The organism is Zobellella denitrificans, assembly GCF_002237365.1.
Lineage (GTDB): Bacteria > Pseudomonadota > Gammaproteobacteria > Enterobacterales > Aeromonadaceae > Oceanimonas > Oceanimonas denitrificans.
Genome location: NZ_NMUO01000027.1, coordinates 1 through 26,323 on the forward strand (window position 1 = coordinate 1; position 26,323 = coordinate 26,323).

Consider the following 26,323-nt stretch of genomic DNA (forward strand, 5'->3'; position numbering starts at 1 on the left):
ACGCCCAGGTGGCGACTTATAAGCAGAGGGCGCCGCACCGGCTGGTGGAGGTGGCCCGCTGCATCGAGGCACCCGCCGCCTACGCCGCCGAGCTGGCCGACTGGGTCGCGGCCCAGGACAGCGCCCCGGCGCCCATGCTGTACGCCACCCAGCCCGCGGCCGAGCTTTCCCGCATCCAGGCCCAGTATGGCGCGGCCCGGGCCAGCGAAGCGGTGGAAGGGGTGTTCGCCGCCGTGGCCGCCCGCCTGGCCGGTGAGGGTTTCGGCAAGTTTATCGTGGCCGGCGGCGAGACCTCCGGTATCGTCACCCAGGCGCTGGCGGTGACCGGCTTCCACATCGGCCCGCAGATCGCCCCGGGCGTGCCCTGGGTGCGGGCCCTCGACAAGCCGCTGTCGCTGGCGCTCAAATCGGGCAACTTCGGCGACGAGCACTTCTTCAGCAACGCCCAGGAGTTTTTCCATGACTGAATTTTCCCTGCGCCTGGAAATGGTGAAGATCGCCAAATCCATGTTCGAGCGCGGCTACAGCAGCGGCGGGGCGGGCAACCTCAGCCTGGTGCTGCCCGACGGCAACCTGCTGGCCACCCCCACCAACACCAGCTTCGGCGATCTGGATCCGGACCGCCTGAGCAAGGTGGACATGAACGGCAACCACCTGGACGGCGACAAGCCCTCCAAGGAAGTGTTGATGCACATCGCCATGTACCAGCAGCGGCCCCAGGCCGGCGGCATAGTGCACCTGCACTCGCCCTACCTGACCGCCCTGTCCTGCGTGGACGGGCTGGATCCGGCCAACTGCCTGCCGCCCATCACCCCCTATTACGTGATGCGGGTGGGCAAGCTCCCGCTGATCCCCTATTTCCGCCCCGGCAGCCCGCGCATCGCCGAGGAACTGGGCAAGCTGGCCGCCGGGCACGGCGCCGTGCTGCTGGCCAACCACGGCCCGGTGATCAGCGGCAAGAGCCTGCGCGAGGCGATGTTCAACGCCGAGGAGCTGGAAGAGACCGCCCGGCTGTATTTCATCCTGCGCAACGGCCCCATGCGCACCCTGACCGACGATCAGGTGGCGGAGCTGGAGCAGGTATTCAAAGGCAAGATGTAAGGAGCGGACCATGGCCCGATTTGCAGCCAACCTGTCGATGATGTTTACCGAAGTGCCCTTTATGGCGCGCTTCCAGGCCGCCCGCGCCGCCGGCTTTCGCGCGGTGGAATACCTGTTTCCCTACGCCGAGGACAAGGACGCCATCGCCGCCGAGTTAAAGCGCCGGGGCCTGACCCAGGCGCTGTTCAACATGCCCCCCGGCGACTGGGAGGCGGGCGAGCGCGGCCTGGCCTCGCTGCCCGGCCGGGAAGCGGAATTCCGCGCCGGCGTGGCCACCGCCCTGGCCTACGCCGAGGCGCTGGGCTGCACCCAGCTGCACGCCATGGCCGGTCTGTGCCAGCCCGGGCTGAGCCGCGAGCAGCAGCAGGCCACCTATGTGGCCAACATCCGCTACGCGGCGGACCAGGCGGCCCCAAAGGGTATTCTGGTGCTGATTGAACCTATCAATAGCCGCGACATGCCCGGCTACTTCCTCTCCACCCAGGTGCAGGCCGAGGCGCTGCTGGCAGCGATCGACCGGCCCAACGTCAGGATCCAGCTCGATCTCTACCACTGCCAGATCATGGAAGGGGATCTCACCCGCACCATAGACCGGCTGTGGGGCAAGTTCAGCCATATCCAGATAGCCTCGGTGCCCGAGCGCCACGAGCCGGACCAGGGCGAGGTCAACTACCCCTGGCTGTTCGACTACCTGGACGCCAAGGGCTACGACGGCTTCCTGGGCTGCGAATACCGCCCGCGCGGCCAAACCGAAGCCGGCCTGGGCTGGTTCGCCCCCTGGGCGGACAAGGAGTAAGCCATGATCCCCGCCGAACGCCGCGACTACATCTACCGCTATGTGCACGAGCGCAACATGGTGTCCATCAACGAGCTGGCCGCCGAGCTGGACGTGTCGCACATGACGGTGCGCCGGGACATCCAGCAGCTGGAGGCCGAGGGCAAGGTGGTGTCGGTAAGCGGCGGGGTCAGGCTCAACGACGCGGTCAAGCAGGAACTGGCCTACAGCGAAAAGGCCAGCATCCACCATAACAGCAAGGTCGCCATCGGCCTGGCGGCGGCGGAACTGGTGGAGGACGGCCAGGTGATCTACCTGGACGCCGGCACCACCACCTTCGAGGTGGCCAGGGGCATCGCCCGCAAGGCCAACCTGACGGTGGTGACCAACGACTTCACCATCGCCAACTATCTGATGCAGTACCCCCAGCTCACCCTGTTCCACACCGGTGGCCTGGTGGACGTGCGCAACCGCTCCTGCGTGGGCCAGGCGGCGGCGACCCTGCTCGCCAGCCTGAACCTGGACCTGGCCTTTATCAGCTCCAGCTCCTGGGACCTGGAGCGGGGCATGTCGACCCCCACCGAGAACAAGGTGATGGTCAAGCAGGCGCTGCTGAAGGTGGCGCGGCGCCGGATCCTGGTGAGCGACAGCAGCAAGTACGGCAAGTACGGCATGTTCCGCATCTGCCCGCTGCAGGCGCTGACCGACATCATCAGCGACGGCGGCCTGGCGGAAGAGACGGCGGAACAGCTGCGCGGCCAGGGCCTGCAGGTCCGGCTGGTGGGCTCGGCATGAAAACGATTATTACAAACCAACCTCTGTAGCTTATCGGGTGCCCTCAAGCACCGAGGAGAATCAAATGAATATCATCATTACCGGTGGTGCGGGCTTCCTCGGCCAGCGCCTGGCCAAGGCCTTGCTGCAACAGCAGCAGATCGCCTTCGACAGCCTCACCCTGGCGGACGTCATAGTCCCCACCTCGCCGCTGGCGGACGAGCGGGTGCGCTGCGTGCAGGCGGATCTGGGCGACCAGGCCGCGGTGCAGGCGCTGGTGACCCCGGACACCGGCCTGATCTACCACCTGGCGGCCATCGTCAGCAGCCATGCCGAGGCCGACTTCGACCTGGGCGTGCGGGTCAACATCGACGCCACCCGCTACCTGCTGGAAGCCGCCCGCCACCAGGCGCCCGGCTGCCGCTTCGTGTTCTCCAGCTCGCTGGCGGTGTTCGGCGGCGAGCTGCCGGAGGTGATCCAGGACCACACCGCAGTCTGCCCCCAGTCTTCCTACGGCATGGAGAAATCGGTGGGCGAGCTGCTGGTCAACGACTATGCCCGCAAGGGCTTCGTCGACGGCCGGGTGCTGCGCCTGCCCACCATCAGCGTGCGTCCGGGCAAACCCAACAAGGCGGCCTCGTCCTTTGCCAGCGGCATCATCCGCGAGCCGCTGCAGGGCGAGGAGAGCGTCTGCCCGGTGGCCCTGAGCCTGCCCATGTGGCTGTCGTCCCCGGCGACCGTGGTGGAGAACTTCGTGCGCGCCGCCCAGGTGCCCGCCGAGGCCTTCGGCGCCAGCCGCACCGTCAACCTGCCGGGCATCACCGTGACCGTGCAGCAGATGATCGACGCCCTGCGCCGGGTGGCCGGCGACCAGGTGTGCGCCCGCATCCGTTATGAAGAAGACGAGGCGGTATCGCGCATCGTGGCCAGCTGGCCGGGCCGTTTCAACATTACCCGTGCCCAGGGGTTGGGCTTTGTACAGGACGCGGACTTCGACAGCGTGATCCGCCGTTTTATTGCCGATGATATGGAAGGAACCAAGTAATGACAGACGCAAGCTCAATGGCCCCGGTGATCGGCCTCGCCGTCGCCGTGGTGGTACTGATTTTCCTGGTGGTGAAGACCCGGGTGCATGCGCTGATCGCCATGCTGGCGGCGGCCAGCATCGCCGGCGCCCTGGGCGGCATGGCCGCCGGTGACATCGTCAACGTGATCACCAAGGGCTTCGGCGGCACCCTCGGCAGCATAGGTATCGTCATCGGCCTCGGCGTGATGATGGGCCGCATCCTGGAAGTGTCCGGCGCCGCCGAGCAGATCGCCTACAGCTTTATCAAGTGGCTGGGCAAGAAGAAGGAAGAATGGGCCATGGCCATCACCGGCTATATCGTCTCGGTGCCCATCTTCGTCGACTCCGCCTTCGTGATCCTCTACCCCATCGCCAAGGCGCTGGCGCAGAAGGGCAAGCGCAACCTGCTGACCGTGGGCGTGGCCCTGGCCGGCGGCCTGGTGGTGACCCACCACACGGTGCCGCCCACCCCGGGCCCGCTGGGCGTGGCCGGCCTGTTCGGCGTGGATGTGGGCGCCATGCTGCTCACCGGCCTGGTGCTGGCGCTGCCCTGCGTGTTGGTGATCGTGCTCTACGCCCAGTGGCTGGGCAAGAAGTACCCGGACTTCCACGCCCCCGTGGTGCAGGACAGCCCCGAGCTGGAAGAAAGCTACAACCAGTACCTGGCCTCCAAGGCCGGCAAGGCACTGCCCAGCCTGTTCCTGTCGCTGCTGCCGATACTGGCGCCGATATTGCTTATCTTCATCAATACCCTGTTCGGCACCCTGGCCAAGATCGACGGCTGGAACGGCCTGAGCGAGAACCCGGTGGTGCAGCTGTTCACCTACCTGGGCCACCCGGTGATCGCCCTGTCCATCTCGGTGCTGCTGGCGGTGTATACCCTGGTGCCCAAGATGAACAAGCACGACACCATGGAGCACCTGGAAGAAGGGCTGCAGAGCGCCGGTATCATCCTGCTGGTGACCGGTGCCGGTGGCGCCCTGGGTGCGGTGCTGCGCGAGTCCGGTGCCGGCGCCATGCTGGGCGAGCAGATCGCCGGCCTGCCGATGCCGCCGGTGCTGATCCCCTTTATCGTCTCCACCCTGGTGCGGCTGATCCAGGGCTCGGGCACCGTGGCCATGGTCACCGCGGCCTCCATCTCGGCGCCCATCCTGGCCACCATCCCCGGGGTGAACATGCTGGTGGCGGCCCAGGCGGCGACCATGGGCTCCCTGTTCTTCGGCTACTTCAACGACAGCCTGTTCTGGGTGGTCAACCGCATGATGGGCATCAAGGACGTGAAGCAGCAGATCATCGTCTGGTCCATCCCCACCACCCTGGCCTGGGCCACCGGCCTGGTCGGTGTGCTGGTGCTCAACGCCGTGCTGTAAGCGGCCAGGAGCCGACTGAGGGGAGCGAGTGGCCCGGTGCTGCCCGCCTGGGCCACATCGTTTGATCCCCGTCTTTAAAAGAAAAAATCCGATGACGCCTCGTCATCGGATTTTTTGTGCTCCTGGCCTCGGGTGGCGACACAGGCTCAGTGGCGCAGGAGCAGTTTTTCGATTTCGTACACCGGCATCTTGACCAGATCCTTGTCCAGCTCGGCACGGATCGCATTTTTCAGCGTTTCCGAATAGGCCGAGCGCAGCATGCCGAGGGCGCGCGGCGGCGCGACCATGATCACCGACCGGGTCTTGTCGGCGCCGAGGACGTCGTCCAGATGCCGGACGAGACGGGTCAGGAATTCCTGCTCGGCCTGATCGTGCCAGTCGGTCTGCTCGAAGGTGGTGCGGATGTGGCCCGCGGCATGGCTGCGGCCGGGGGCATCGGTGCCGAGTTCGCGCGTCGGCTGGGCCTTCTGCTCGAACACCTCTATGGTCTTGAGGTTGGGCGACTTGGCGTCGCCGTCATTCTGCAGCACCAGCGCCTTGCCGCCATCGCACACCACTACCCACTCATTCTCTAGAATAGACAACCCGGACATACAACAGCCTCCATGGATCCTTGGGTATCTCTTAGGATAGCAGCGGCGCGATTGCCCTGCGCGGGCGCCAGGCTGCTCGCGGGCGATGTGCCGGTGCCAGACCACGGCGATAACGCCGACCCTGGGTGAACAGGACACATCTGTTTTTTTCTAGGGTTTCTTGAGGATGCGATAGGCAAACAACAGTATGATCGCGCCGATGACGGCGGTAAAGAGGCTGCCCAGGTTGAAGCCGGTGACCGAGCCGAAGCCCAGCCGGGTGCCGACCCAGCCACCGACGAAGGCGCCCGCGACGCCCAGCAGTATGGTCATGATCAGGCCGCCGCCGTCCCGCCCGGGCATGATCCACTTGGCCAGGAAACCGGCGATCAGGCCGAAAAGGATCCAGCTCAGAATTCCCATCTTCAGCTCCTTTTCCATGTCGATATTCCCGACAGCATAGCCCAGACGGACGGAAAAGGAGCCATTCAAACCGGTTCCTGCGTCAATCCGGGTCCGGCCTGTGCCACAGCCGGCGGCCCATGGCAAAGGTGGCGGTGATGTTCAGGGTGTCGGGATCGACCAGCAGCAGATCCGCGTCCAGGCCCACCGCCAGCCGGCCCTTGCGGCCCAGCCCGAGGATGTCGGCGGGATTGCGGGTCACCACCGGCAGCACCTGCTCGGGCGATAAGCCCTCTCGGGTCATGGCCAGTACCGCCTGTTGCCAGATGCTGTCGATGCGGCCGGCCTCCAGGCCGAGCAGGCGGCCTTCTGCATCGAAGCGGGGCAGGCTGGCGTTGGCATCGGAGCTGAAGCTGATGCGATCCGGCGCCACGCCCTGGCGCAGGCAGAGGGCCAGTGCCTCTGCCGCGTCCAGTTCCCCGTCGTCCAGCAACTGGGGCAGGGTGGAGGCGGTGAAGTCGATGTAGCCGCCGTCCCGGCCCCAGGCGATGGCCTCCTGCAGCAACGGCCGGCTGCGGTTGCAGTGGGTGGGGTAGAGCTGGCGCCGGGGCAGGTCGGTCTGCTCGACCAGTCGGCGCAGGGGCGTCAACCCTTCCCGGCCGTCGCCCAGGTGGAACAGGGCCACGCCCTGCTTGCCCGCCAGCAGGCCGCCCACCCTGGCATGGGCCACGGTTTCCGCCAGCGCCTGATGGCTGGGCATGGAGGAGCGGTGATCGCTGATGGCGATTTCGCCCACACCGATGATGTCCGGGAGCAGCATCAGATCCTGTTCCACCGAGCCGCTCAGGGTCTTGGCGGGCAGGTGGTAGGAGCCGGTGTACATATAGGCCGACAGCCCGGCCGCCTGCAACTCCCGCACCTTGCCCAGCAATTGGGGCAGGTTGCGGGTGATGCTGTCGGTACCCAGCGCCGCCACCAGGGTGGTGACCCCGGCACGGATGGCTTCGTCTGCATACAGCTCGGGGGTGCGAAAGCCGAAGCCGCCCTCGCCACCACCACCGATGATATGGGCCAGGGGATCCACCAGCCCGGGGATCAGCCAGCGGCCGGCGGCGTCCAGCCGTTCGACCGGGCAGGGCAGGCGGATGTCGCCCGGATCCCGTCCCATCCAGACGATCTGGCCGCCGGCCAGCAGCAGGGCGCTGTGCTCGCCGGGGACGGGGGTGAAGACGCGGGCGTTTTCGATCAGGGTAAGGGGAGCCGGGCTCCCCTGGGGTTGGTTAGTCGCCATAAATGCTGTACTCGAAATACTTGGCGTTGATCTGCTGGTAGGTGCCGTTGTCGCGCAGGGCCCGGAGGGCGCCGTTGAGTTGCTCGCGCAACTCGTTGTCCTGCTTGCGCACGGCGATGCCCATGCCCCGGCCGAACCATTTCTCGTCGGTGAACTCCGGGCCGCGGAACTCGAACCGGTCTCCTCCCTCCTTGTCGAGCAGGCCCTGCTGGGTGGCGGAGGCGTCGTTCAGCACCGCGTCCAGCCGGCCGGCCCGCAGATCCAGGTAGGCTTCGTCGGCGCTGCCGTAGCGCACTATGGTGACGCCGCTGCCATAGCTGTCGGACAGGAACTTGTCGTTGGTGGAGGCCCGCTGCACCCCGATGCGCTTGCCCTTAATGCCGTCGGGGCTGAGATCCAGGGCGGCGTCCTTGGCCACCACGAAGCGGTTGGGGATCTTGGCGTACTTGTCGGTAAAGCTGACGCTGCGTTCCCGTTCGGCGGTGATGGACATGGCCGCGATGATGGCGTCGTACTTGCGCGCCAGCAGGGCCGGGATAATGCCGTCCCAGTCCTGGGCCACCAGCTCGCAGCGGGCGTTGAGCTGCTCGCAGATGGCATGGGCCAGCTCCACGTCGAAACCGGCGACGGTGCCGTCGGGCTGGGTGTAGGAAAAGGGCGGGTAGGCGCCTTCCACCCCGAAGCGGATGTGCGTCCACTCCTTGGCGGCGACCTGGGCGGACAACAAGGAGGCGACGACGGCGCCTGCAATAACAGATGCTTGCATGATAGATCTCCGAATGTAAGAAAAGGCGCAGCAGGATGCTGCGGAATGCCAGGCGGGCAAGCCTTATTCGTCGAACCACTCCGACAAATAAAACGGCTTGAAGTAGAAGGCCAGGAAGTGGCCTCTGGCATTTCTCAACATGGAGATGTTATCGATCCCTGATCGCGGAAATGAAAATTAACAATCTTGTATCATTTGTCCTCGGCGCTGGCAAGCGCGGCGGCGGATTCAGTCGTGCTCGGCGATATCCGCCATCCGGGCCTGCAACAGGGTGATGATGGCCTCGGCATCCAGGCCCACCGACAGGCCGCGCTTGCCGCCGGACACCAGCACATAGGGGTAGTCCGCCGCCGAGGCGTCCAGCACCGTGGTCAGCCGCTTCTTCTGGGCGAAGGGGCTGATGCCGCCCACCTTGTAGCCGGTGAGCCGTTCCGCCTTGGCCGGCGGCATCATGTCGAGCTTTTTCACTCCGGCGGCCTTGGCCAGGCGCTTGAGGTTGACCTTGCCGGAGGAGGGCACCAGGGCCACCACGGCGCCCTGTTCGCCTTCGGTGAGCAGGGTCTTGAACACCTGGACCGGGGGCACCCGCAGCTGTTCGGCGGCATGGGCGCCGAAGTCGTCCTGGGCGGTGCAGTCGTACTGATGCAGGCTGAAGGCGGCCTTCTGCTGTTCCAGAAACAGGATGGCGGGGGTCATGAGCGTGATTTCCGTGCATATAAAAAAGCCCAGTCTGCGACGACCGGGCTCGGTTGACAAGTGTCAGCTCAAGGGCTGCGCCCTCTTACCCTTTTATATTAGCCGGTATTGCGCATGCCGGCGGCGATGCCGGCGATGGTGACCATCAGCGCCTGGTCCAGCACCGGGTGGATCTCACCCTGCTGGCGGGAACGCTTGAGCAGTTCGGCCTGCAGCACGTTGAGCGGATCCGTGTAGGGGTTGCGCAGCTTGATGGATTCCTTGATCCAGGGCTGGTCGGAGAGCAGCTCGGCCTCTTCCTTCAGTTGCAGGATAAGATCCATGCTTGCCTTCAGCTCTTCCCGCAGGCGCGTGCCCAGGGGCTTGAGCGCTTCCGGCACCAGCACGCTGTCGTAGTAGGCGGCCAGGCCCAGGTCGGCCTTGAGGAACACCATCTCCAGCATGTCCAGGCGGGCGCGGAAGAAGGGCCAGCGCTTGTTCATCGCCACCAGGGTGCTTTCGTGGCCGTCCTCGATGGCCCGCTCCAGCCCCTTGTGGGCGCCCAGCCAGGCGGGCAGCATCAGCCGGTTCTGGGTCCAGGCGAAGATCCAGGGGATGGCGCGCAGGCTTTCCACCCCGCCGTTGGGTTTGCGCTTGGCCGGACGCGAGCCCAGCGGCAGCTTGCCCAGCTCCAGCTCGGGGGTGGCGGCGCGGAAATAGGGCACGAAGTCGGGCTCGCCGCGGATCAGCGAGCGGTAATGATCGCAGGAGACCCTGGCCATGGTGTCCATCAGCTCGCGCCACTGGGGTTCGGGCTCCGGCGGCGGCAGCAGGTTGGCCTCGAGCACGGCGCTGGCGTAGAGCGCCAGGCTGTCGATGGCCACCTGGGGCAGGCCGAACTTGAAGCGGATCATCTCGCCCTGTTCGGTGACCCGCAGGCCGCCCAGGGTGGAGCCGGGCGGTTGCGCCAGGATCGCCTGGCGGGCGGGGCCGCCGCCCCGGCCCAGGCTGCCGCCCCGGCCGTGGAACAGGGTCAGCTTGACCTGCTCTTTCGCGCTCAGGTTCACCAGTTGTTCCATGGCGCTGTACTGGGCCCAGCCGGCGGCCAGCATGCCCGCGTCCTTGGCGGAATCGGAATAACCGATCATCACGTACTGGTGGCCCTGCAGGTAGCCGCGGTACCAGGGCAGGGCGTACAGCTGCTCGATCACCTCGGCGCCCCGGTTGAGGTCGTCCAGGGTTTCGAACAGCGGCGCCACCGGCAGCGGGAAGTCGACGCCGGCTTCCTTCAGCAGCAGCTGCACTGCCAGCACGTCGGAGGGGGCGCCGGCCATGGAGATGATGTAGATGCCGAAGGCATCGCGGGGGTGCTCGGCGATGACCCTGCAGGTGTCCAGCACCTCCTTGGTGTCGTCCGAGGGCTGCCACTGGCGCGGCAGCAGCGGCCGGCGGGAATTGAGTTCGTTGAGCAGGAAGGCCTGCTTGTCGGATTCGCTCCATTCGGCGTAGTCGCCCAGGCCCAGGTAGCGGGTGATCTCGGCCAGGGCCTGGGTGTGGCGGTCGCCGTCCTGGCGGACGTCGAGCTTGAGCAGGTGGATGCCGAAGCAGGCGACCTTGCGGATCACGTCCAGCAGCAGGCCGTCGGCGATCATGCCGAGGCCACACTCGTGCAGGGAGCGGTAGCACAGCTCCAGGGGTTCGCGCAGCTGTTCGGTGCTGGTGATCAGATCCCGGGCGTCGGTCTTCTGGCCCTGCACCCTGGCGTTGAGGTGCATCAGGGTTTCGCGCAGATCTTCCCGCAGCCGGCGCAGCACCGCCCGGTAGGGTTCGTCGCTCTCGCCGCTCTGGATGTAGAGTTCGCGGTTGGCTTCCGACATGGACAGCTCGGACACCAGCTCCTGGATGTCGTTGAGGAACAGGGAGCTGGCCATCCAGCGGCCGAGCAGCAGCACTTCCCGGGTGACCTTGGCGGTGACGAAGGGGTTGCCGTCCCGATCGCCGCCCATCCAGGAGGCGAAGCGCACCGGCGCGGCGTCCAGCGGCAGGCGCACGCCCAGGTGGTCGTGCAACTGCTGGTCGAGCTGGCGAATGAAGCGGGGCAGGGCGGGCCAGAGGCTGTTCTCGATCACCGCGAAGCCCCATTTGGCCTCGTCCACCGGGGTGGGGCGCAGGGAGCGGATCTCGTTGCTGTGCCAGGCCTGGGCGATCAGCTGCTCGACCCGGGCCAGGATCTCCGCTTTTTCCGGCTCGGGCAGATCCAGCTCCAGGGCGGCCAGGCAGTCGTTGAGCTGCACGTGCTTGTGGATAAAGGTGCGGCGGGTCACTTCGGTGGGGTGGGCGGTGAGCACCAGCTCGATGTCCAGGGCGGCCACCGCCTCCTTGATGCGGTTGTCGTCGATGTCGGCGCCCTTGAGCCGCTCGAACACCTGGTGCAGCGGGCTGGGGCCGGCGCTGCGCTGGTACTCCCGGGAAATGGTATGGAACTGCTCGGCCACGTTGGCCAGGTTCAGAAACTGGTTGAAGGCGCGGGCCACCGGCAGCAGCTCATCGTCACTCAGGTTTTTCAGGGTACTCAGCAGCTGCTGCTGATCGTCCTGGTTGCCTTGCCGGGCCGACTTGGCCAACTGGCGGATGGTCTCGATCTTGTCGAGAAAGGCCTGGCCGTGGTGGGCCTTGATGGTATCGCCCAACAACTGCCCCAGCAGACCGACGTTGGCCCTGAGTGCTGCATGATTATCCATATCTGCCTCTTTTGTTAATTTATTACAAAATGATGACGCTTCTGCCACTTATCTAGCCATTTTTCCCGGTTCCGGTCAATCCCACTTCGGGGTTGACCGGAAATTCTGTAATTTATTTACTGAAACAGAAGCGTTTGACCAGATGTTGCAGCACCTGGACGGTGGGGGTGACGAAGGACAGATCCAGGTATTCGTCGGGCTGGTGGGCCTGGGCGATATGGCCGGGGCCCAGCACTATGGTCTGGCAGCCCAGTTGCTGGATGAAGGGCGCCTCGGTGCAGTAGTTCACCGCCTCCGCCGGGTTGCCGGTGATCTCGGCGGCGGCCCGGACCAGCTCGGCCTCCGGATCGGTGCCGTAGGCAGGAATGGGCTCGTGCAGGTGGCTCACCTCCACCGCGCCCGGGTACTGTTCCTTGATGGGTTCCAGGGCATGGTGCAGCAGCCCCATCAGTTCGTCGGGGCCGACCCCGGGGATGGGCCTCATGTCGAAGTGCAGCTCGCAGCAGGCGCAGATGCGGTTGGGGCTGTCGCCGCCGTGGATATGGCCCAGGTTGAGGGTGGGCTGGGGCACCTTGAAGTGGGGGTTGGCGTACTTCTCCTTGAGCTGGCGCTGCAGGTCGAGCAGCCGGCCCATTACCTGGTGCATGATTTCCAGGGCGTTGAGGCCGTTGGCCGGATCCGAGCTGTGGCCGCTCTTGCCGGTGATGCGGATGGCTTCCGACATGTGGCCCTTGTGCATCATCACCGGCACCAGGCCGGTGGGCTCGCCGATAACCGCGTAGTCGGGCTTGATGGCCATGGCGCCGGCGATGGCCCGGGCGCCGGCCATGGTGGTTTCCTCGTCGGCGGTGGCGAGGATGCGGATGGGCTTGTCGAGCTTGCTCAGATCCAGATCCTTGAGCGCTTCTACTATAAAGGCGAAGAAGCCCTTCATGTCGATGGTGCCCAGGCCATAGAGGCGGTTGCCTTCCTCGGTGACCTTGAAGGGGTCCTTGTTCCAGCGGCCCGGGTCGAAGGGCACCGTATCGGTGTGGCCGGCCAGCAGCAGGCCGCCGTCACCGCTGCCCTTGGTGGCCAGCAGGTTGAACTTGCCGGGCAGATCGGGCAGTTCGGTCACTTCCACCTCAAAGCCGAGCTGGCTGAACCAGTCCGCCAGCAGACGAATCACCTGCTCGTTGCTCTGGTCCCAGCTGGGATCCGTGCTGCTGATGGAGGGCAGGGCGATGATGCTGCGGTACAGGTCCAGCAAGTTGAGCGATTTCATGGGATCTCCGTCGGGATTTTATCTAATTTAAATTCAACACAATTGCATAAATATGTTTTTATTGCTAGGCTGCGGACTTGTCATTTTCCGGGTAACCAGCGTAACAGATGGCCATGCATTTCCCCTCCTCACAACAGCGACGACGACAGCCCGCCTGATCCTTTTGCCCTAGGGTGACACAGGGCCCGAAAACGCGCTAGGCTGAGGCCTGCATATCTATACCAAGCTGAATCGATATTTACGGACGCGACCATGTTAAAAGCTGCAATCATTGGTGCCAGCGGTTATACCGGAGCCGAACTGGCCGGTCTGATCCATGGCCACCCCCACCTGACCCTGGCCGGACTCTATGTGTCCAACGGCAGCCAGGATGCCCACAAGCCCTTCACCAGCCTGCATCCGCGCTGGCGCGGCATCATCGATCTGCCGCTGCTGCCCCTGGACGACGAGGCCATCAGTCGCATCCACACCGAGGCGGATCTGGTGCTGCTGGCCACCGCCCATGAGGTGAGCCACGACCTGGCGCCCGGCTTCCTGGCCAAGGGCCTTCCTGTATTCGACCTCTCCGGTGCCTTCCGAGTGCCCGGCGAAGGCTTCTATGACCAGTTCTACGGTTTCCACCACCAGTATGGCGACTGGCTGGCCAAGGCCGCCTACGGCCTGGCCGAGTGGAACCAGGAGGCGATCAAGGCGGCCCAACTGATAGCGGTGCCCGGTTGCTACCCCACCGCCTCGCTCAGCGCGCTCAAGCCGCTGCAGCAGGCGGGGCTTGTCGCCGAAGGTGCCCGCCCCATCATCAGCGCCGTGTCCGGCGTCAGCGGGGCCGGGCGCAAGGCCAGCATGAATAACAGCTTCTGCGAGGTCAGCCTCAAGCCGTACGGGGTGTTCAACCATCGCCACCAGCCGGAGATCAGCCACCACCTGGGCAAGCAGGTGGTGTTCCAGCCGCACCTGGGCAACTTTATCCGCGGCATCCTGGCCACCGTCTATGTCCAGTTGAAGGACGGCGTGAGCGACCAGCAGATCGCCGCCGCCTACCACCAGGCCTACGACGGCCAGAAAATAGTGCGCCTGGCCGGCCAGTGGCCCCAGATCAACGACGTGGCCGGCACTCCCTTCTGCGATCTGCACTGGGGACGGGACGGCAACCAGCTGATCGTGGTGTCGGCCATCGACAATTTGCTGAAAGGAGCGGCCAGCCAGGCCATCCAGTGTATTAATATTCATCAGGGATTCTCGCCGGTGGCGGGTCTGATCAAGGAGTAACGAGAGATGGCAAATCAACAACCGCTGGTGATCAAGCTGGGCGGCACCCTGCTGGAAAGCGACAAGGCCCTGGCGGCCCTGTTCACCACCCTGAAAACCTTTCTGGACGAGGTGAGCCGGCCCCTGCTGCTGGTGCATGGTGGCGGCGTGCTGGTGGACAACCAGCTCAAGGCCATGGGCCTGACCTCTACCAAGAAGAACGGCCTGCGGGTGACCCCCTTCGAGCAGATCCCGGTGATCGCCGGCGCCCTGGCCGGCACCGCCAACAAGCTGCTGCTGGCCCAGGCCATTGCCCACGAAATCCCCTCGGTCGGCCTGTGCCTGGGTGACGGCGGCCTGTGCCGGGTCAGCCAGCTGGATCCCGAGCTGGGCGCCGTGGGCCAGATCGAGGGCGGCGATGCCACCCTGGTGAACAGCCTGCTGGCCGGCGGCTTCCTGCCCATCGTCAGCTCCATCGGCATCACCTTCGACGGCAAGCTGATGAACGTGAACGCGGACCAGGCGGCCACCGCCATCGCCGAGATCCTGGACGCGGATCTGGTGATGCTGTCGGACGTGAGCGGCATCCTCGACGGCAAGGGCCAGCGCATCGCCCACCTGACCGAGGCCGACGCCAATGAACTGATGGAAAAAGACATTATCAAGGACGGCATGGCAGTCAAGGTGAAGGCGGCGCTCAAGGCCACCAAGACCCTGGGCAAACCGGTGGCCGTGGGCAGCTGGCGCTACCCCGAGCAACTGCTGTCGCTGCTGGCGGGCGAATCCGAGTACGGTACCCGGATTTCCCACTAAGGAGGCCTTATGCAGCATTTATTGAGTATGAAGGACTACAGCAAGGAGCAGATCGAACAGCTCCTTGCCCTGGCCATGGAGATCAAGGCCAATCCGGCCAAGTACGCCGAGGCCCTCAAGGGCAAGAGCGTGGTCACCCTGTTCGAAAAACCCTCCCTGCGCACCCGGGTCACCTTCGACATCGGCATCAACAAGCTGGGTGGCCATGCGGTCTACCTGGACAGCCAGAACGGCGCCATGGGCAAGCGGGAAACGGTGCAGGATTTCGCCGCCAACCTGTCGCGCTGGTGCGACGCCATCGTCGCCCGGGTATTCGACCATCAGACACTGGTGGAAATGACAAAATATGCTACCGTGCCGGTGATCAACTCCCTGTGCAACCTGTATCATCCCTGCCAGGCGCTGGCCGACTACATGACCATCGCCGAGCATCACGATGATCTGAGCAAGGTGCACCTGGCCTATGTGGGCGATGGCAACAACGTCACCAACTCCCTGTTGCTGACCGGCGCCATCCTGGGCACCACCGTCACCGCCGCCTGCCCGCGTGGGCACAACGTGGACGCCCAGATCCTGAAGGAGGCCGAGGCCCTGGCCGCGATCAGCGGCGCCAAAATACGGGTGACCGACAGCCTGGACGATATCGAGGGCGCGGACGTGATCTATACGGACACCTGGGTTTCCATGGGCGATAATACCCCCCTGGATCAGGTGAAGGAGATCTTCATGCCGTACCAGGTCAACCAGGCCCTGCTCGACAAAACCGGAGCCAAACAGGTGCTGCATTGCCAGCCCGCCCACAGGGAGTGGGAAATAACTTCCGAGGTGATGGACGGCCCCGCCTCCCTGATCCTCGACCAAGCTGAAAATCGCATGCACGTCCAGAATGCCGTGCTGCTGACACTGATTAACAGGGATATTCATTAATGAGCCAATTCAAAAAAATCGTGCTGGCCTATTCCGGCGGTCTGGACACTTCGGCCATCATTCCGTGGCTGAAAGAGAACTACGAAGGCTGTGAAGTGGTGGCCTTCGTGGCCGATGTGGGCCAGGGCGCCGAAGACCTGGAAGGCGTCGAGCAGAAGGCGATCGCCTCCGGTGCCTCCAAGTGCATCGTGGCGGACCTGAAAGACGAGTTCGTCAACGACTACGTCTACCCGACCCTGACCACCGGCGCCATCTACGAAGGCACCTACCTGCTGGGCACCTCCATGGCCCGCCCGGTGATCGCCAAGGCGATGGTGGAAGTGGCCCTGGCCGAAGGCGCCGATGCCATCTCCCACGGCTGCACCGGCAAGGGCAACGACCAGGTGCGTTTTGAAGGCGCGGTGGCCGCCCTGGCTCCCCAGCTGGCCATTATCGCCCCCTGGCGGATCTGGACCATGCGCAGCCGTGAAGAGCTGCTGGCCTACCTGGCCGAGCGCAAGATCCCCACCACCGCCAGCGCCACCAAGATCTACTCCCGCGATGCCAACGCCTGGCACATCTCCACCGAGGGTGGCGAGCTGGAGAGCACCTGGAACGAGCCTTCCGAGCAGGCCTGGACCTGGACCGTCTCCCCGGAGCAGGCTCCGGACAAGGCCGAGACCGTGTCCCTGACCGTGGAAAAAGGCCGCGTGGTCGCCGTCGACGGCCAGGCCATGAGCCCCTACCAGGTGCTGGTGACCCTGAACGAGCGTGCCGCCAAGCACGGCGTGGGCCGGGTCGACATCGTCGAGAACCGCCTGGTGGGCATGAAGTCGCGCGGCTGCTACGAAACCCCCGGCGGCACCGTGATGATGGCCGCCCTGCGCGCCGTCGAGGAGCTGGTGCTGGACAAGCCGACCCGCGCCTGGCGCGAAAAGGTGGGTGCCGAGTTCTCCCACCTGGTGTACGACGGCCGCTGGTTCACCCCGCTGTGTAAGGCGCTGCTGGCCTCTGCCGAAGCCATCGCCGAGGACGTGTCCGGTGAAGTGGTGCTGAAAATGTACAAGGGCCAGGTTACCGCCATCAAGAAGCGCTCGCCCAACAGCCTGTACTCCGAAGAGTTCGCCACCTTCGGCGAGGACGAGGTGTACGATCAGAGCCACGCCGAAGGCTTTATCCGCCTGTACTCCCTGGCCAGCCGGATCAAGGCGCTGAAAAACCAGCAGAAATAAACAAAAGATGACAAAGGGGGCTGAGGCCCCCTTTTAAATAGAGAGCTACAGGTCGACAGGCTGGCGCTTTGGTCACTGATCCGGTGCTTGACTGTAACCGTAGATAAAGAGGTAACTGGGCTACCTCCGCCGACACGCTTCAAGCACATCCCTGTGTCGCTCGACACATGCCATCCCTGGCATGTGACGGTCGGCGGAGGCAATCCCAGTTGCCTCTTTCCAGCCCCGACGCCGTCTGATGGTAGTGCCAGCAGGCGGCAGCGGAGCGATAGGGAGGAGAGCCCTTTGGTCGACAACTGCTTCGATCAACAGTCAACGAAGATTGCTGACCAAGAGACAGGCGAGCGGTTTACCGCTTGTGGCCAGGATATCTGGCAGCAAAAGATAAAGGGGGCATAACGCCCCCTGTGTTTATATAATGGCCGCACTCTGCATATGCAGCCCGGGCCGAGCCGATTTGGCCCGCCGGTCTATCACCTGTGCAACCGTCACAGGACCGAATTCAGTAATGTCGTCAAGGAGTAAAAAGGTTATGGCACTTTGGGGTGGGCGTTTCAGCCAGGCGGCAGATGCCAAGTTCAAGCAGTTCAATGATTCTTTGCGTTTCGACTATCGTCTGGCGGAGCAGGACATCGTCGGCTCCATCGCCTGGTCCCGGGCCCTGGCCAAGACCGGGGTGCTGACCAACGAGGAGCAGCAGAAGATTGAGCTGGCGCTCAACGATCTCAAGCTCAAGGTGATGGAAGATCCCAGCCAGATCCTGCACTCCGACGCGGAAGACATCCACTCCTGGGTGGAAGGTCATCTGATCACCGCGGTCGGCGACCTGGGCAAGAAGCTGCACACCGGCCGCAGCCGCAACGACCAGGTGGCCACCGATCTCAAGCTGTGGTGCAAACAGCAGGTGCCGCCGCTGCTGGCCAAGCTGGACGCCATGCAGAAGCAACTGGTGGCGGTGGCCCGCCAGCAGCAGGGCACCGTGCTGCCCGGCTACACCCATTTGCAGCGGGCCCAACCGGTCACTTTCGCCCACTGGTGCCTGGCCTACGTGGAGATGCTGGAGCGGGACTACACCCGGCTGCAGGACGCCTACAAGCGCATGGACACCTGCCCCCTGGGCTCCGGCGCCCTGGCCGGCACCGGCTTCCCCATCGACCGGCACGAGCTGGCCCACTCCCTCGGCTTTTCCTCGCCCACCCGCAACAGCCTGGACTCGGTGTCCGACCGGGATCACGTGCTGGAGCTGATGAACTGCGCCTGCAACTCCATGATGCACCTGTCGCGCTTCGCCGAGGATCTGATTTTCTACAACTCCGGCGAGTCCGGCTTCCTCGAGCTGTCCGACCGGGTCACCTCCGGCTCCTCGCTGATGCCCCAGAAGAAGAACCCGGACGCCCTGGAGCTTATTCGCGGCAAGAGCGGGCGGGTGTTCGGCGCCTACGCGGGCATGATGATGACCCTGAAGGCGCTGCCCCTGGCCTACAACAAGGACATGCAGGAAGACAAGGAAGGGCTGTTCGACGCCCTGGATACCTGGTACGACTGCCTGGAAATGGCCGAGATGGTGCTGCACGACATCAAAGTCAACGAGGAGAAAACCCGGGAAGCGGCCCAGGGCGGCTATTCCAACGCCACCGAGATGGCCGATTACCTGGTGTCCAAGGGCATTCCCTTCCGCGAGGCGCACCATATCGTCGGCGCCATAGTGGTGCACGCCATCGGCAAGAAGCTGCCGATGGAAGAGCTGCCGCTGGAGGACTTCAAGCAGTTCAGCCCGGTGATCGAGGAGGACGTCTATCCCCGGCTGTCGCTGGAGTCCAGCCTGGCCAGCCGCTGCGCCCTGGGCGGCGCCGCGCCGGCCCAGGTGGAGTTCGCCCTCACCAGCGCCGAACGCCGGCTGACGCAGCGTGATACCTCCGGTATCCATGTGCGCAGCGCCCGCCTCACCGATCTGGACGCCATCGAGCGGATGGTCAACTACTGGGCCAATATCGGCGAGAACCTGCCCCGTACCCGCAAGGAGCTGGTACAGGCGGTAGGCGAGTTCGCCGTGGCCGAAACCCAGGGCCAGATCAGCGGCTGTGCCTCCCTCTATGTGTACGACACCGGCCTGGCGGAGATCCGCTCCCTGGGCGTGGAGCCCGGCTTCCAGGGCCAGGGCCAGGGCAGGGCCCTGGTAGAGAAAATCCTCAAGAAAGCCGAGGACATGGCCATCGACCGGGTCATCGTGCTGACCCGGGTGCCGGAGTTCTTTATGAAGCTCGGTTTTTCCACCACCAGCAAGACCTTGCTGCCCGAGAAGGTGATGAAGGACTGCGATCTCTGCCCCCGTCAGCACGCCTGCGACGAAGTGGCGCTGGAGATCATGCTGAAGGGCAAATCCGGCCTGATCGGCAAGGCGAAAGTTGCTTAAAAAGTCCGCGGCCGGCTTGCAACCGCCGGCCAGATCCGTATAATGCCGCTCGCTTGGTTTATTACCAGGCGAGCCGATAAGGCTCACGTCAGGTAGCTCCTGGCTCTTTACAGGCCCCCGATATGGTGGGCACCGTTGTTAAATCACACCCCCTCTTTCGCATGGAAGGGCAGGCGGTGCTGATTTTATGTTCTTTACCCAATTGGAGCTCTGGTAATGCAGAACCAAAGAATTCGTATCCGCCTGAAGGCGTTCGATCACCGCCTGATCGACCAGTCTACTGCGGAGATCGTAGAAACTGCCAAGCGCACTGGCGCCCAGGTTCGTGGTCCTATCCCGCTGCCGACGCGCAAAGAGCGTTATACCGTACTGATTTCTCCACACGTGAACAAAGACGCACGTGATCAGTATGAAATTCGCACTCACAAGCGTCTGGTTGATATCGTTGAGCCGACTGACAAGACTGTCGATGCTCTGATGCGACTGGATCTGGCTGCTGGCGTAGACGTCCAGATCAGCCTGGGCTAATAACGGAAAGAGGTTTTATCAATGGCAATCGGTCTAGTAGGTCGTAAGCTGGGTATGACCCGTGTCTTCACCGAAGACGGCGTGTCCATCCCGGTCACCGTTATCGAAGTAGATGCCAACCGTGTTACCCAGGTGAAAACACTGGAAAAGGATGGCTATGCTGCCATTCAGGTGACCACTGGCACCAAGAAAGCTAACCGCATCACCAAGCCGGAGGCGGGTCACTTCGCCAAAGCCGGTGTTGACGCGGGCCGCGGTCTGTGGGAATTCCGCCTGGGTTCAGGCGAAGGCGAGAGCATCGAAGTCGGTGCCGAGCTGAAAGTCGACATCTTCGCCGATGTCAAGAAAGTAGACGTTACCGGTACTTCCAAGGGTAAGGGTTTCGCTGGCGCCGTTAAGCGCTGGAACTTCCGCACTCAGGACATGACCCACGGTAACTCCTTGTCTCACCGTGCTCCGGGTTCTATCGGTCAGAACCAGACTCCGGGCCGCGTGTTCAAAGGCAAGAAAATGGCCGGTCACATGGGTGCTGAGCGGGTTACCACTCAGAACCTGGAAGTGGTCCGCGTTGATGTTGATCGCAACCTGCTGCTCATCAAAGGTGCAGTCCCGGGTGCGACTAACGGCAACGTCATCGTTAAACCTGCCGTTAAAGCGTAACGTCTGAGGAGATAGTAATGGAATTGGTAATGAAAGACGCGCAAGGCGCTCTTGAAGTTTCCGAAACTACCTTCGGGCGTGAGTTCAACGAAGCGCTGGTGCACCAGGTTGTTGTGGCCTATGCAGCAGGCGCTCGTCAAGGTACTCGTGCTCAGAAGACCCGTTCCGAAGTGTCTGGCGGCGGTAAAAAACCGTGGCGTCAAAAAGGCACCGGCCGGGCCCGTGCCGGTACCATCCGCTCTCCGATTTGGCGTTCCGGTGGTGTGACCTTCGCGGCCAAGCCGCAGGATCACAGCCAGAAGGTCAACAAGAAGATGTACCGTGGTGCCATCAAGAGCATCCTCTCCGAGCTGGTACGTCAAGAGCGTCTGATCGTGGTTGAGAAGTTCGGTGTTGAAGCCCCGAAAACCAAAGAACTGGTTGCCAAGCTGAAGCAGTGGGATCTGAACGATGTTCTGATCGTGACTGCCGAAGTGGACGAGAACCTGTTCCTGGCCGCCCGCAACCTGTACAAGGTTGACGTGCGCGACGTGGCCGGTATCGACCCCGTTTCTCTGATCGCGTTCGACAAGGTACTGGTAACTGCCGACGCAGTTAAGCAAATCGAGGAGATGCTGGCATGATCCGTGAAGAGCGTATTCTGAAAGTTCTGAAGGCGCCGCATATCTCTGAAAAAAGCACCATGGTGGCCGAAAAGACCAACACTATCGTGTTCAAGGTCGCCAAGGACGCTACCAAGGCTGAAGTAAAAGCCGCGGTCGAGAAGCTGTTCGAAGTTGAAGTCAAAGATGTCCGCACTCTGCTGGTCAAGGGTAAAACCAAGCGTACCGGCAACCGCATGGGCCAACGTTCCGACTGGAAAAAAGCCTACGTGACCCTGAAAGAAGGTCAGGACATCGACTTCATCGGCGGTGCCGAGTAAGAGAGGAGTAATCAGTAATGGCAATCGTAAAATGTAAGCCTACTTCTCCGGGTCGCCGTCATGTGGTCAAGATCACCAACCCGGATCTGTACAAAGGCAAGCCGTTCGCCCCGCTGCTGGACAAAAAGTCCAAGACCGGTGGTCGTAACAACGCTGGCCGCATCACCACCCGTCACATCGGTGGTGGTCACAAGCAGCACTACCGTATCGTTGACTTCAAGCGCAACAAAGACGGTATCCCGGCCAAGGTAGAGCGTCTGGAATATGATCCGAACCGCTCCGCCAACATCGCCTTGGTGCTGTACGCAGACGGCGAGCGTCGCTACATCCTGGCCCCGAAAGGCGTTCAGGCCGGCGACCAGCTGCTGTCCGGCGATGCTGCCCCGATCAAGGCCGGTAACTGCCTGCCGATGCGCAACATCCCCGTGGGTAGCACCGTGCACGCCATCGAGATGAAGCCTGGCAAAGGCGCGCAAATCGCTCGCTCCGCCGGTACCTACGCCCAGATCCTGGCGCGTGAAGGTAACTACGTCACCCTGCGTCTGCGTTCCGGCGAAGTACGTAAAGTACTGGCCGAGTGCCGCGCTACCCTGGGTGAAGTGGGCAACGCCGAGCACATGCTGCGTCAATTGGGTAAAGCCGGTGCTCAGCGCTGGCGTGGTGTTCGCCCGACCGTACGTGGTGTGGCGATGAACCCGGTAGACCACCCGCACGGTGGTGGTGAGGGTCGTACCTCTGGTGGCCGTCACCCGGTTACTCCTTGGGGTAAACCGACCAAGGGCGCCAAGACCCGTAAAAACAAGCGTACCGACAAGTTCGTGGTACGTCACCGTAACAAGTAATAGTTTTTTAGAGGTATCACCATGCCACGTTCTCTCAAGAAAGGTCCGTTTATCGACCTGCACTTGCTGAAGAAGGTAGAGAAAGCGGTGGAAAGCGGGGATAAAAAGCCAATCAAAACTTGGTCCCGTCGTTCAATGATCATTCCGAACATGATCGGTTTGACCATCGCTGTCCATAATGGTCGTCAGCACGTACCTGTCTACGTTTCCGATGAAATGATCGGTCACAAGCTGGGTGAATTTGCACCGACTCGTACTTATCGTGGCCATGCCGCCGATAAGAAGGCCAAGAAGCGTTAAGGGGTAACAGATGGAAGCTATAGCTAAACACCGCTTTGCTCGTACTTCTGCCCAGAAGGCGCGCCTGGTAGCCGATCAAGTTCGCGGTCTGTCCGTAGACAAGGCACTGAATGTCCTGGCTTTCAGCCCGAAAAAGGCTGCCGTTCTGGTGAAGAAAGTTCTGGAATCTGCCATTGCCAATGCCGAGCACAATGAAGGTGCGGATATCGATGAGCTGAAAGTGGCCAAGATCTTCGTTGACGAAGGTCCCACCATGAAGCGTATTCGTCCTCGTGCCAAGGGCCGCGCGGACCGTATCATGAAGCGTACCAGCCACATCACTGTGGTTGTGTCCGACCGCTAAGAGGCTAGGAGATAAGCAATGGGCCAGAAAGTACACCCGAATGGTATTCGCTTAGGGATCACCAAGCCTTTTAACTCGACCTGGTTTGCGAATACCAAGGACTTCGCTGACAACCTGCACAGCGATTTTCAAGTACGTCAGTACCTGAACAAGGAACTGAAAAACGCCTCCGTTTCTCGGATCGTGATCGAGCGTCCGGCGAAGAGCATCCGTGTGACCATCCACACCGCTCGTCCCGGCGTCGTGATCGGCAAGAAAGGCGAAGACGTGGAAAAACTGCGCAAGCACGTAGCCAACCTGGCTGGTGTGCCTGCTCAGATCAACATTTCCGAAGTGCGTAAGCCTGAGCTGGACGGTCAGCTGGTAGCCGATTCTATCGCCTCCCAGCTGGAGCGCCGCGTGATGTTCCGTCGTGCCATGAAGCGCGCCGTTCAAAACGCCATGCGCATCGGCGCCAAAGGCATCAAGGTGGAAGTGAGCGGTCGTCTGGGCGGCGCTGAAATCGCGCGTACCGAATGGTACCGTGAAGGTCGTGTGCCTCTGCACACCCTGCGTGCCGACATCGACTACGCAACTTCTGAAGCATCTACCACTTACGGCATCATCGGCGTAAAGGTTTGGATCTTCAAGGGTGAGGTACTGGGTGGCCTGCAGGCCGTTGCCCAGGAGCCGCAAGCCCCGGCCAAGCCCAAGCGCAAAGGCCGCGGTAAGTAAGGAGACTCGGACATGTTGCAACCAAAACGTACGAAATTCCGTAAAGTCCACAAAGGCCGTAACCGCGGTGTGGCGACCTCAGGCAACCAGATTTCCTTTGGTTCCTTTGGTCTGAAGGCGACTACTCGTGGACGTATCACTGCTCGTCAGATCGAAGCAGCCCGTCGTGCGATGACTCGTCACGTTAAACGTCAAGGCAAGATCTGGATCCGTATTTTCCCGGACAAGCCCATCACCGAAAAGCCCCTCGAAGTACGTATGGGTAAAGGTAAGGGTAACGTGGAGTACTGGGTCGCCCAGATCCAGCCGGGTCGTGTCCTGTACGAGATGGACGGTGTACCTGAGTCACTGGCTCGCGAAGCCTTTGCACTGGCGGCTGCCAAGCTGCCCGTTAGGACCACTTTCGTAACTCGGACGGTGATGTGATGAAAGCACAAGATCTGCGTGAAAAGAGTGTTGAAGAACTGAACCAGGAGCTGCTGGGCCTGCTGCGCGAGCAGTTCAACCTGCGCATGCAAGCAAGCACCGGTCAGCTGGCTCAGACCCACAACCTCAAAAAGGTACGTCGCGACATCGCGCGTGTGAAGACTGTTCTGAACCAAAAGGCAGGTGCCTAAGATGAGCGAACAAAACATTCGTACTCTGCAGGGCCGTGTAGTGAGCGACAAGATGGACAAGTCCATCACTGTGGCTATCAACCGCTTCGTGAAGCACCCGATCTACGGGAAGTACATCAAGCGCACTACCAAGCTGCACGTTCATGACGAGAACAACGAGTGCAAGACCGGCGACGTCGTGACCATCCGCGAGTGTCGTCCGATCTCCAAGACCAAGTCTTGGACCCTGGTAAAAATCATTGAGCGTCCGGTGAAAGCCTGACGATCTCTGGTATACTTGCCACGCAAACGGCCCAGCGATGGGCCGTTTGTTTTTTACCCTACCTTTTCCGGATTCATGGTGATATAATGCCGCGCCTTCTTTGGCAGCCAACATCCCGAAAAGGGTTTTAAAGTAGTCACTTTAGCGGAGCACTAACATGATCCAAATGCAAAGTATGCTGGACGTGGCCGACAATTCCGGTGCGCGCAGCGTAATGTGTATTAAGGTCCTGGGTGGTTCGCACCGCCGTTACGCCGGCATCGGCGACATCATCAAGGTTACCGTCAAGGAAGCGATTCCGCGCGGTAAGGTTAAGAAAGGTGATGTAATGAACGCGGTGGTCGTACGCACTCGTAAAGGCGTTCGTCGTCCGGACGGCTCTGTCATCCGTTTCGACCGTAATGCGGCCGTGATTTTGAACAACAATCACCAGCCGATCGGTACTCGTATTTTTGGACCGGTGACTCGTGAACTTCGCTCTGAGAAGTTCATGAAGATTGTTTCACTGGCACCTGAAGTACTGTAAGGAGTCAACGATGGCAGCAAAAATCCGTCGCGATGACGAAGTCATCATTCTTACCGGCAAAGACAAAGGCAAGCGTGGCACCGTCACCAAAGTCCTGACTCAAGAAGGTAAGGTTATCGTCGCAGGTATCAACCTGGTCAAGAAACACCAGAAGCCCGTGCCCCAACTGGGTCAGGCTGGCGGTATCATCGACCTGGAAGCACCGATCGACGTGTCTAACGTAGCGCTGTTCAACCCTGCCTCCGGCAAGGCTGATCGCGTTGGTTTCCGGATTGAAGACGGCAAAAAAGTCCGTTTCTTCAAATCCACCGGCGAACTTGTGAAGTAATTGGAGTTTATACGATGGCGAAACTGCATGATTACTACAACGAAAATGTAGTAAAAGAACTGACAAGCCAGTTCGGGTACAAGACTATCATGCAAGTCCCTCGGATTGAGAAAATCACCCTGAACATGGGTGTGGGTGAAGCCCTGGCTGATAAAAAGATCCTGGACAATGCCGCTGCCGATCTGGCCGCCATTTCCGGTCAAAAGCCGTTGATCACCAAAGCTCGTAAATCCGTTGCTGGCTTCAAGATCCGTGAAGGCTACCCCATTGGTTGTAAAGTAACTCTGCGCGGCGAGCGCATGTGGGAGTTCCTGGAGCGTCTGATTTGCATCTCTATCCCCCGGATCCGTGACTTCCGTGGCCTGAACCCGAAATCGTTCGATGGCCGTGGTAACTACTCCATGGGTGTACGCGAGCAAATCATTTTCCCTGAAATCGATTATGACAAGGTAGATCGTGTGCGTGGTCTGGACATCACCATCACCACCACTGCCCAGTCAGACGAAGAAGGTCGTGCTCTGCTGGCTGCCTTTGACTTCCCATTCCGTAAGTAAGGTGTAGGGTTATGGCAAAACAATCAATGAAAGCTCGCGAAGTCAAGCGCGCAAAGCTGGCTGACAAGTACGCAGCCAAGCGTCAAGCACTGAAAGACATCATTTCTGACGTGAAAACTTCTGACGAAGCGCGTTGGGATGCAGTGCTGAAACTGCAGCAACTGCCCCGTGACGCAAGTCCCTCTCGTCAGCGTAACCGCTGCAACATCACCGGTCGTCCGCACGGTTTCCTGCGGAAGTTCGGTCTGAGCCGCATTAAGGTGCGCGAACTGATGATGAAGGGTGAAATTCCGGGCCTGAAGAAGGCTTCTTGGTAAGCGA

33 protein-coding genes are annotated in these 26,323 nt (G+C 62.1%); 26 read left to right on the forward strand and 7 right to left on the reverse strand.

Translation table 11 applies throughout. From position 1 onward, the window contains the following. From CGX12_RS07825 to CGX12_RS07850, 6 genes are all read left to right on the forward strand, one after another. Positions 1-467 (forward strand): nucleotide-binding domain containing protein (locus tag CGX12_RS07825; RefSeq protein WP_303396179.1); only part of this gene is annotated, 467 nt, incomplete at its 5' end. Next, complete coding sequence (otnC, locus tag CGX12_RS07830; protein ID WP_094039335.1) at positions 460-1,101, forward strand: 3-oxo-tetronate 4-phosphate decarboxylase; 642 nt, start codon at positions 460-462, stop codon at positions 1,099-1,101. The genes CGX12_RS07825 and otnC, both read left to right, overlap by 8 nt. Before the next feature lie 10 nt (positions 1,102-1,111). Continuing rightward, positions 1,112-1,897 (forward strand): 2-oxo-tetronate isomerase, encoded by a 786-nt coding sequence (otnI, locus tag CGX12_RS07835; RefSeq protein ID WP_094039336.1) that lies wholly within the window; start codon positions 1,112-1,114, stop codon positions 1,895-1,897. Positions 1,898-1,900: 3 nt separating this feature from the next. After that, the gene (locus tag CGX12_RS07840; protein WP_094039337.1) at positions 1,901-2,671 is read left to right on the forward strand and encodes a DeoR/GlpR family DNA-binding transcription regulator; all 771 of its coding nucleotides are present in this window, start codon (positions 1,901-1,903) and stop codon (positions 2,669-2,671) included. 64 nt (positions 2,672-2,735) lie between these two features. Then, entirely contained in the window at positions 2,736-3,695 is a 960-nt protein-coding gene (denD, locus tag CGX12_RS07845; RefSeq protein WP_094039338.1) for a D-erythronate dehydrogenase, read from the forward strand. Next, positions 3,695-5,086, forward strand: a complete 1,392-nt coding sequence (locus tag CGX12_RS07850; protein WP_094039339.1) for a GntP family permease — start codon at positions 3,695-3,697, stop codon at positions 5,084-5,086. The genes denD and CGX12_RS07850 overlap by 1 nt, the downstream gene beginning before the upstream one ends. 146 nt (positions 5,087-5,232) lie before the next feature. Here CGX12_RS07850 and CGX12_RS07855 read toward each other — a convergent pair whose 3' ends face one another. From CGX12_RS07855 to argE, 7 genes are all read right to left on the reverse strand, one after another. Further along, on the reverse strand, positions 5,233-5,679 hold the full coding sequence (locus CGX12_RS07855) for a host attachment protein (RefSeq protein ID WP_094039340.1): 447 nt from the start codon (positions 5,677-5,679) through the stop codon (positions 5,233-5,235). Between the two features lie 150 nt (positions 5,680-5,829). Then, positions 5,830-6,081 (reverse strand): GlsB/YeaQ/YmgE family stress response membrane protein, encoded by a 252-nt coding sequence (locus tag CGX12_RS07860; RefSeq protein ID WP_094039379.1) that lies wholly within the window; start codon positions 6,079-6,081, stop codon positions 5,830-5,832. An 82-nt stretch (positions 6,082-6,163) separates the two neighbouring features. Continuing rightward, a complete protein-coding gene (gene iadA / locus CGX12_RS07865) occupies positions 6,164-7,351 on the reverse strand; it encodes a beta-aspartyl-peptidase (RefSeq protein ID WP_094039341.1) in 1,188 nt (395 codons plus the stop codon). Then, on the reverse strand, positions 7,341-8,117 hold the full coding sequence (locus tag CGX12_RS07870; RefSeq protein WP_094039342.1) for an ABC transporter substrate-binding protein: 777 nt from the start codon (positions 8,115-8,117) through the stop codon (positions 7,341-7,343). The genes iadA and CGX12_RS07870 overlap by 11 nt, the downstream gene beginning before the upstream one ends. Positions 8,118-8,345: 228 nt before the next feature. After that, positions 8,346-8,813 (reverse strand): Cys-tRNA(Pro) deacylase, encoded by a 468-nt coding sequence (gene ybaK / locus CGX12_RS07875; RefSeq protein WP_094039343.1) that lies wholly within the window; start codon positions 8,811-8,813, stop codon positions 8,346-8,348. A 98-nt stretch (positions 8,814-8,911) separates the two neighbouring features. Further along, a complete protein-coding gene (gene ppc / locus CGX12_RS07880; protein WP_094039344.1) occupies positions 8,912-11,533 on the reverse strand; it encodes a phosphoenolpyruvate carboxylase in 2,622 nt (873 codons plus the stop codon). Positions 11,534-11,645: 112 nt separating this feature from the next. Beyond that, the gene (gene argE / locus CGX12_RS07885) at positions 11,646-12,797 is read right to left on the reverse strand and encodes an acetylornithine deacetylase (RefSeq protein WP_094039345.1); all 1,152 of its coding nucleotides are present in this window, start codon (positions 12,795-12,797) and stop codon (positions 11,646-11,648) included. Between the two features lie 252 nt (positions 12,798-13,049). On the opposite strand from argE, the gene argC reads away from it, so the two are divergent. The 20 genes from argC to rpsN all read left to right on the forward strand — a co-directional run bounded on the left by argC (position 13,050) and on the right by rpsN (position 26,319). After that, entirely contained in the window at positions 13,050-14,063 is a 1,014-nt protein-coding gene (gene argC / locus CGX12_RS07890) for an N-acetyl-gamma-glutamyl-phosphate reductase (RefSeq protein ID WP_094039346.1), read from the forward strand. A 6-nt stretch (positions 14,064-14,069) separates the two neighbouring features. After that, positions 14,070-14,855 (forward strand): acetylglutamate kinase, encoded by a 786-nt coding sequence (gene argB / locus CGX12_RS07895; protein ID WP_094039347.1) that lies wholly within the window; start codon positions 14,070-14,072, stop codon positions 14,853-14,855. 9 nt (positions 14,856-14,864) lie between these two features. After that, a complete protein-coding gene (locus CGX12_RS07900; protein WP_094039348.1) occupies positions 14,865-15,782 on the forward strand; it encodes an ornithine carbamoyltransferase in 918 nt (305 codons plus the stop codon). After that, complete coding sequence (locus CGX12_RS07905) at positions 15,782-16,993, forward strand: argininosuccinate synthase (RefSeq protein WP_094039349.1); 1,212 nt, start codon at positions 15,782-15,784, stop codon at positions 16,991-16,993. Before CGX12_RS07900 ends, CGX12_RS07905 begins: the two co-directional genes overlap by 1 nt. A gap of 532 nt (positions 16,994-17,525) precedes the next feature. Next, positions 17,526-19,406 carry an argininosuccinate lyase gene (gene argH, locus CGX12_RS07910; protein ID WP_094039350.1) on the forward strand — a complete coding sequence of 627 codons (1,881 nt, stop codon included), beginning with the start codon at positions 17,526-17,528 and terminating at the stop codon, positions 19,404-19,406. 216 nt (positions 19,407-19,622) lie between these two features. After that, positions 19,623-19,934, forward strand: a complete 312-nt coding sequence (rpsJ, locus tag CGX12_RS07915; protein ID WP_013343788.1) for a 30S ribosomal protein S10 — start codon at positions 19,623-19,625, stop codon at positions 19,932-19,934. Positions 19,935-19,955: 21 nt separating this feature from the next. Beyond that, on the forward strand, positions 19,956-20,594 hold the full coding sequence (gene rplC, locus CGX12_RS07920; protein WP_094039351.1) for a 50S ribosomal protein L3: 639 nt from the start codon (positions 19,956-19,958) through the stop codon (positions 20,592-20,594). Between the two features lie 17 nt (positions 20,595-20,611). Then, positions 20,612-21,217, forward strand: coding sequence for a 50S ribosomal protein L4 (rplD, locus tag CGX12_RS07925; RefSeq protein ID WP_094039352.1), 606 nt, complete (start codon positions 20,612-20,614; stop codon positions 21,215-21,217). Then, the gene (rplW, locus tag CGX12_RS07930) at positions 21,214-21,516 is read left to right on the forward strand and encodes a 50S ribosomal protein L23 (protein WP_071473729.1); all 303 of its coding nucleotides are present in this window, start codon (positions 21,214-21,216) and stop codon (positions 21,514-21,516) included. Before rplD ends, rplW begins: the two co-directional genes overlap by 4 nt. 17 nt (positions 21,517-21,533) lie before the next feature. Then, positions 21,534-22,358, forward strand: a complete 825-nt coding sequence (gene rplB, locus CGX12_RS07935; protein WP_094039353.1) for a 50S ribosomal protein L2 — start codon at positions 21,534-21,536, stop codon at positions 22,356-22,358. Between the two features lie 21 nt (positions 22,359-22,379). Continuing rightward, positions 22,380-22,658 carry a 30S ribosomal protein S19 gene (gene rpsS, locus CGX12_RS07940; RefSeq protein ID WP_008486816.1) on the forward strand — a complete coding sequence of 93 codons (279 nt, stop codon included), beginning with the start codon at positions 22,380-22,382 and terminating at the stop codon, positions 22,656-22,658. Between the two features lie 10 nt (positions 22,659-22,668). Next, positions 22,669-23,001, forward strand: a complete 333-nt coding sequence (rplV, locus tag CGX12_RS07945; protein ID WP_094039354.1) for a 50S ribosomal protein L22 — start codon at positions 22,669-22,671, stop codon at positions 22,999-23,001. Between the two features lie 18 nt (positions 23,002-23,019). Next, entirely contained in the window at positions 23,020-23,715 is a 696-nt protein-coding gene (rpsC, locus tag CGX12_RS07950) for a 30S ribosomal protein S3 (RefSeq protein WP_094039355.1), read from the forward strand. A gap of 12 nt (positions 23,716-23,727) precedes the next feature. Next, positions 23,728-24,141, forward strand: a complete 414-nt coding sequence (rplP, locus tag CGX12_RS07955) for a 50S ribosomal protein L16 (RefSeq protein ID WP_094039356.1) — start codon at positions 23,728-23,730, stop codon at positions 24,139-24,141. Beyond that, positions 24,141-24,332, forward strand: coding sequence for a 50S ribosomal protein L29 (gene rpmC / locus CGX12_RS07960; protein WP_094039357.1), 192 nt, complete (start codon positions 24,141-24,143; stop codon positions 24,330-24,332). Before rplP ends, rpmC begins: the two co-directional genes overlap by 1 nt. 1 nt (position 24,333) lies before the next feature. After that, positions 24,334-24,594, forward strand: coding sequence for a 30S ribosomal protein S17 (rpsQ, locus tag CGX12_RS07965; protein ID WP_094039358.1), 261 nt, complete (start codon positions 24,334-24,336; stop codon positions 24,592-24,594). 157 nt (positions 24,595-24,751) lie between these two features. Further along, entirely contained in the window at positions 24,752-25,120 is a 369-nt protein-coding gene (gene rplN, locus CGX12_RS07970; RefSeq protein ID WP_014290674.1) for a 50S ribosomal protein L14, read from the forward strand. Positions 25,121-25,130: 10 nt separating this feature from the next. Then, complete coding sequence (gene rplX, locus CGX12_RS07975) at positions 25,131-25,448, forward strand: 50S ribosomal protein L24 (RefSeq protein ID WP_094039359.1); 318 nt, start codon at positions 25,131-25,133, stop codon at positions 25,446-25,448. Positions 25,449-25,462: 14 nt separating this feature from the next. Continuing rightward, a complete protein-coding gene (gene rplE, locus CGX12_RS07980) occupies positions 25,463-26,002 on the forward strand; it encodes a 50S ribosomal protein L5 (protein ID WP_094039360.1) in 540 nt (179 codons plus the stop codon). A gap of 11 nt (positions 26,003-26,013) precedes the next feature. Further along, positions 26,014-26,319 (forward strand): 30S ribosomal protein S14, encoded by a 306-nt coding sequence (gene rpsN / locus CGX12_RS07985; protein ID WP_094039361.1) that lies wholly within the window; start codon positions 26,014-26,016, stop codon positions 26,317-26,319. Positions 26,320-26,323 lie beyond the last annotated feature (4 nt).

Coding starts and splice junctions, on each gene's coding strand:
- otnC (WP_094039335.1), top strand. CDS start 460: ATGACTGAATTTTCCCTGCGCCTGGAAATGGTGAAGATCGCCAAATCC.
- otnI (WP_094039336.1), top strand. CDS start 1,112: ATGGCCCGATTTGCAGCCAACCTGTCGATGATGTTTACCGAAGTGCCC.
- CGX12_RS07840 (WP_094039337.1), top strand. CDS start 1,901: ATGATCCCCGCCGAACGCCGCGACTACATCTACCGCTATGTGCACGAG.
- denD (WP_094039338.1), top strand. CDS start 2,736: ATGAATATCATCATTACCGGTGGTGCGGGCTTCCTCGGCCAGCGCCTG.
- CGX12_RS07850 (WP_094039339.1), top strand. CDS start 3,695: ATGACAGACGCAAGCTCAATGGCCCCGGTGATCGGCCTCGCCGTCGCC.
- CGX12_RS07855 (WP_094039340.1), bottom strand. CDS start 5,679: ATGTCCGGGTTGTCTATTCTAGAGAATGAGTGGGTAGTGGTGTGCGAT.
- CGX12_RS07860 (WP_094039379.1), bottom strand. CDS start 6,081: ATGGGAATTCTGAGCTGGATCCTTTTCGGCCTGATCGCCGGTTTCCTG.
- iadA (WP_094039341.1), bottom strand. CDS start 7,351: ATGGCGACTAACCAACCCCAGGGGAGCCCGGCTCCCCTTACCCTGATC.
- CGX12_RS07870 (WP_094039342.1), bottom strand. CDS start 8,117: ATGCAAGCATCTGTTATTGCAGGCGCCGTCGTCGCCTCCTTGTTGTCC.
- ybaK (WP_094039343.1), bottom strand. CDS start 8,813: ATGACCCCCGCCATCCTGTTTCTGGAACAGCAGAAGGCCGCCTTCAGC.
- ppc (WP_094039344.1), bottom strand. CDS start 11,533: ATGGATAATCATGCAGCACTCAGGGCCAACGTCGGTCTGCTGGGGCAG.
- argE (WP_094039345.1), bottom strand. CDS start 12,797: ATGAAATCGCTCAACTTGCTGGACCTGTACCGCAGCATCATCGCCCTG.
- argC (WP_094039346.1), top strand. CDS start 13,050: ATGTTAAAAGCTGCAATCATTGGTGCCAGCGGTTATACCGGAGCCGAA.
- argB (WP_094039347.1), top strand. CDS start 14,070: ATGGCAAATCAACAACCGCTGGTGATCAAGCTGGGCGGCACCCTGCTG.
- CGX12_RS07900 (WP_094039348.1), top strand. CDS start 14,865: ATGCAGCATTTATTGAGTATGAAGGACTACAGCAAGGAGCAGATCGAA.
- CGX12_RS07905 (WP_094039349.1), top strand. CDS start 15,782: ATGAGCCAATTCAAAAAAATCGTGCTGGCCTATTCCGGCGGTCTGGAC.
- argH (WP_094039350.1), top strand. CDS start 17,526: ATGGCACTTTGGGGTGGGCGTTTCAGCCAGGCGGCAGATGCCAAGTTC.
- rpsJ (WP_013343788.1), top strand. CDS start 19,623: ATGCAGAACCAAAGAATTCGTATCCGCCTGAAGGCGTTCGATCACCGC.
- rplC (WP_094039351.1), top strand. CDS start 19,956: ATGGCAATCGGTCTAGTAGGTCGTAAGCTGGGTATGACCCGTGTCTTC.
- rplD (WP_094039352.1), top strand. CDS start 20,612: ATGGAATTGGTAATGAAAGACGCGCAAGGCGCTCTTGAAGTTTCCGAA.
- rplW (WP_071473729.1), top strand. CDS start 21,214: ATGATCCGTGAAGAGCGTATTCTGAAAGTTCTGAAGGCGCCGCATATC.
- rplB (WP_094039353.1), top strand. CDS start 21,534: ATGGCAATCGTAAAATGTAAGCCTACTTCTCCGGGTCGCCGTCATGTG.
- rpsS (WP_008486816.1), top strand. CDS start 22,380: ATGCCACGTTCTCTCAAGAAAGGTCCGTTTATCGACCTGCACTTGCTG.
- rplV (WP_094039354.1), top strand. CDS start 22,669: ATGGAAGCTATAGCTAAACACCGCTTTGCTCGTACTTCTGCCCAGAAG.
- rpsC (WP_094039355.1), top strand. CDS start 23,020: ATGGGCCAGAAAGTACACCCGAATGGTATTCGCTTAGGGATCACCAAG.
- rplP (WP_094039356.1), top strand. CDS start 23,728: ATGTTGCAACCAAAACGTACGAAATTCCGTAAAGTCCACAAAGGCCGT.
- rpmC (WP_094039357.1), top strand. CDS start 24,141: ATGAAAGCACAAGATCTGCGTGAAAAGAGTGTTGAAGAACTGAACCAG.
- rpsQ (WP_094039358.1), top strand. CDS start 24,334: ATGAGCGAACAAAACATTCGTACTCTGCAGGGCCGTGTAGTGAGCGAC.
- rplN (WP_014290674.1), top strand. CDS start 24,752: ATGATCCAAATGCAAAGTATGCTGGACGTGGCCGACAATTCCGGTGCG.
- rplX (WP_094039359.1), top strand. CDS start 25,131: ATGGCAGCAAAAATCCGTCGCGATGACGAAGTCATCATTCTTACCGGC.
- rplE (WP_094039360.1), top strand. CDS start 25,463: ATGGCGAAACTGCATGATTACTACAACGAAAATGTAGTAAAAGAACTG.
- rpsN (WP_094039361.1), top strand. CDS start 26,014: ATGGCAAAACAATCAATGAAAGCTCGCGAAGTCAAGCGCGCAAAGCTG.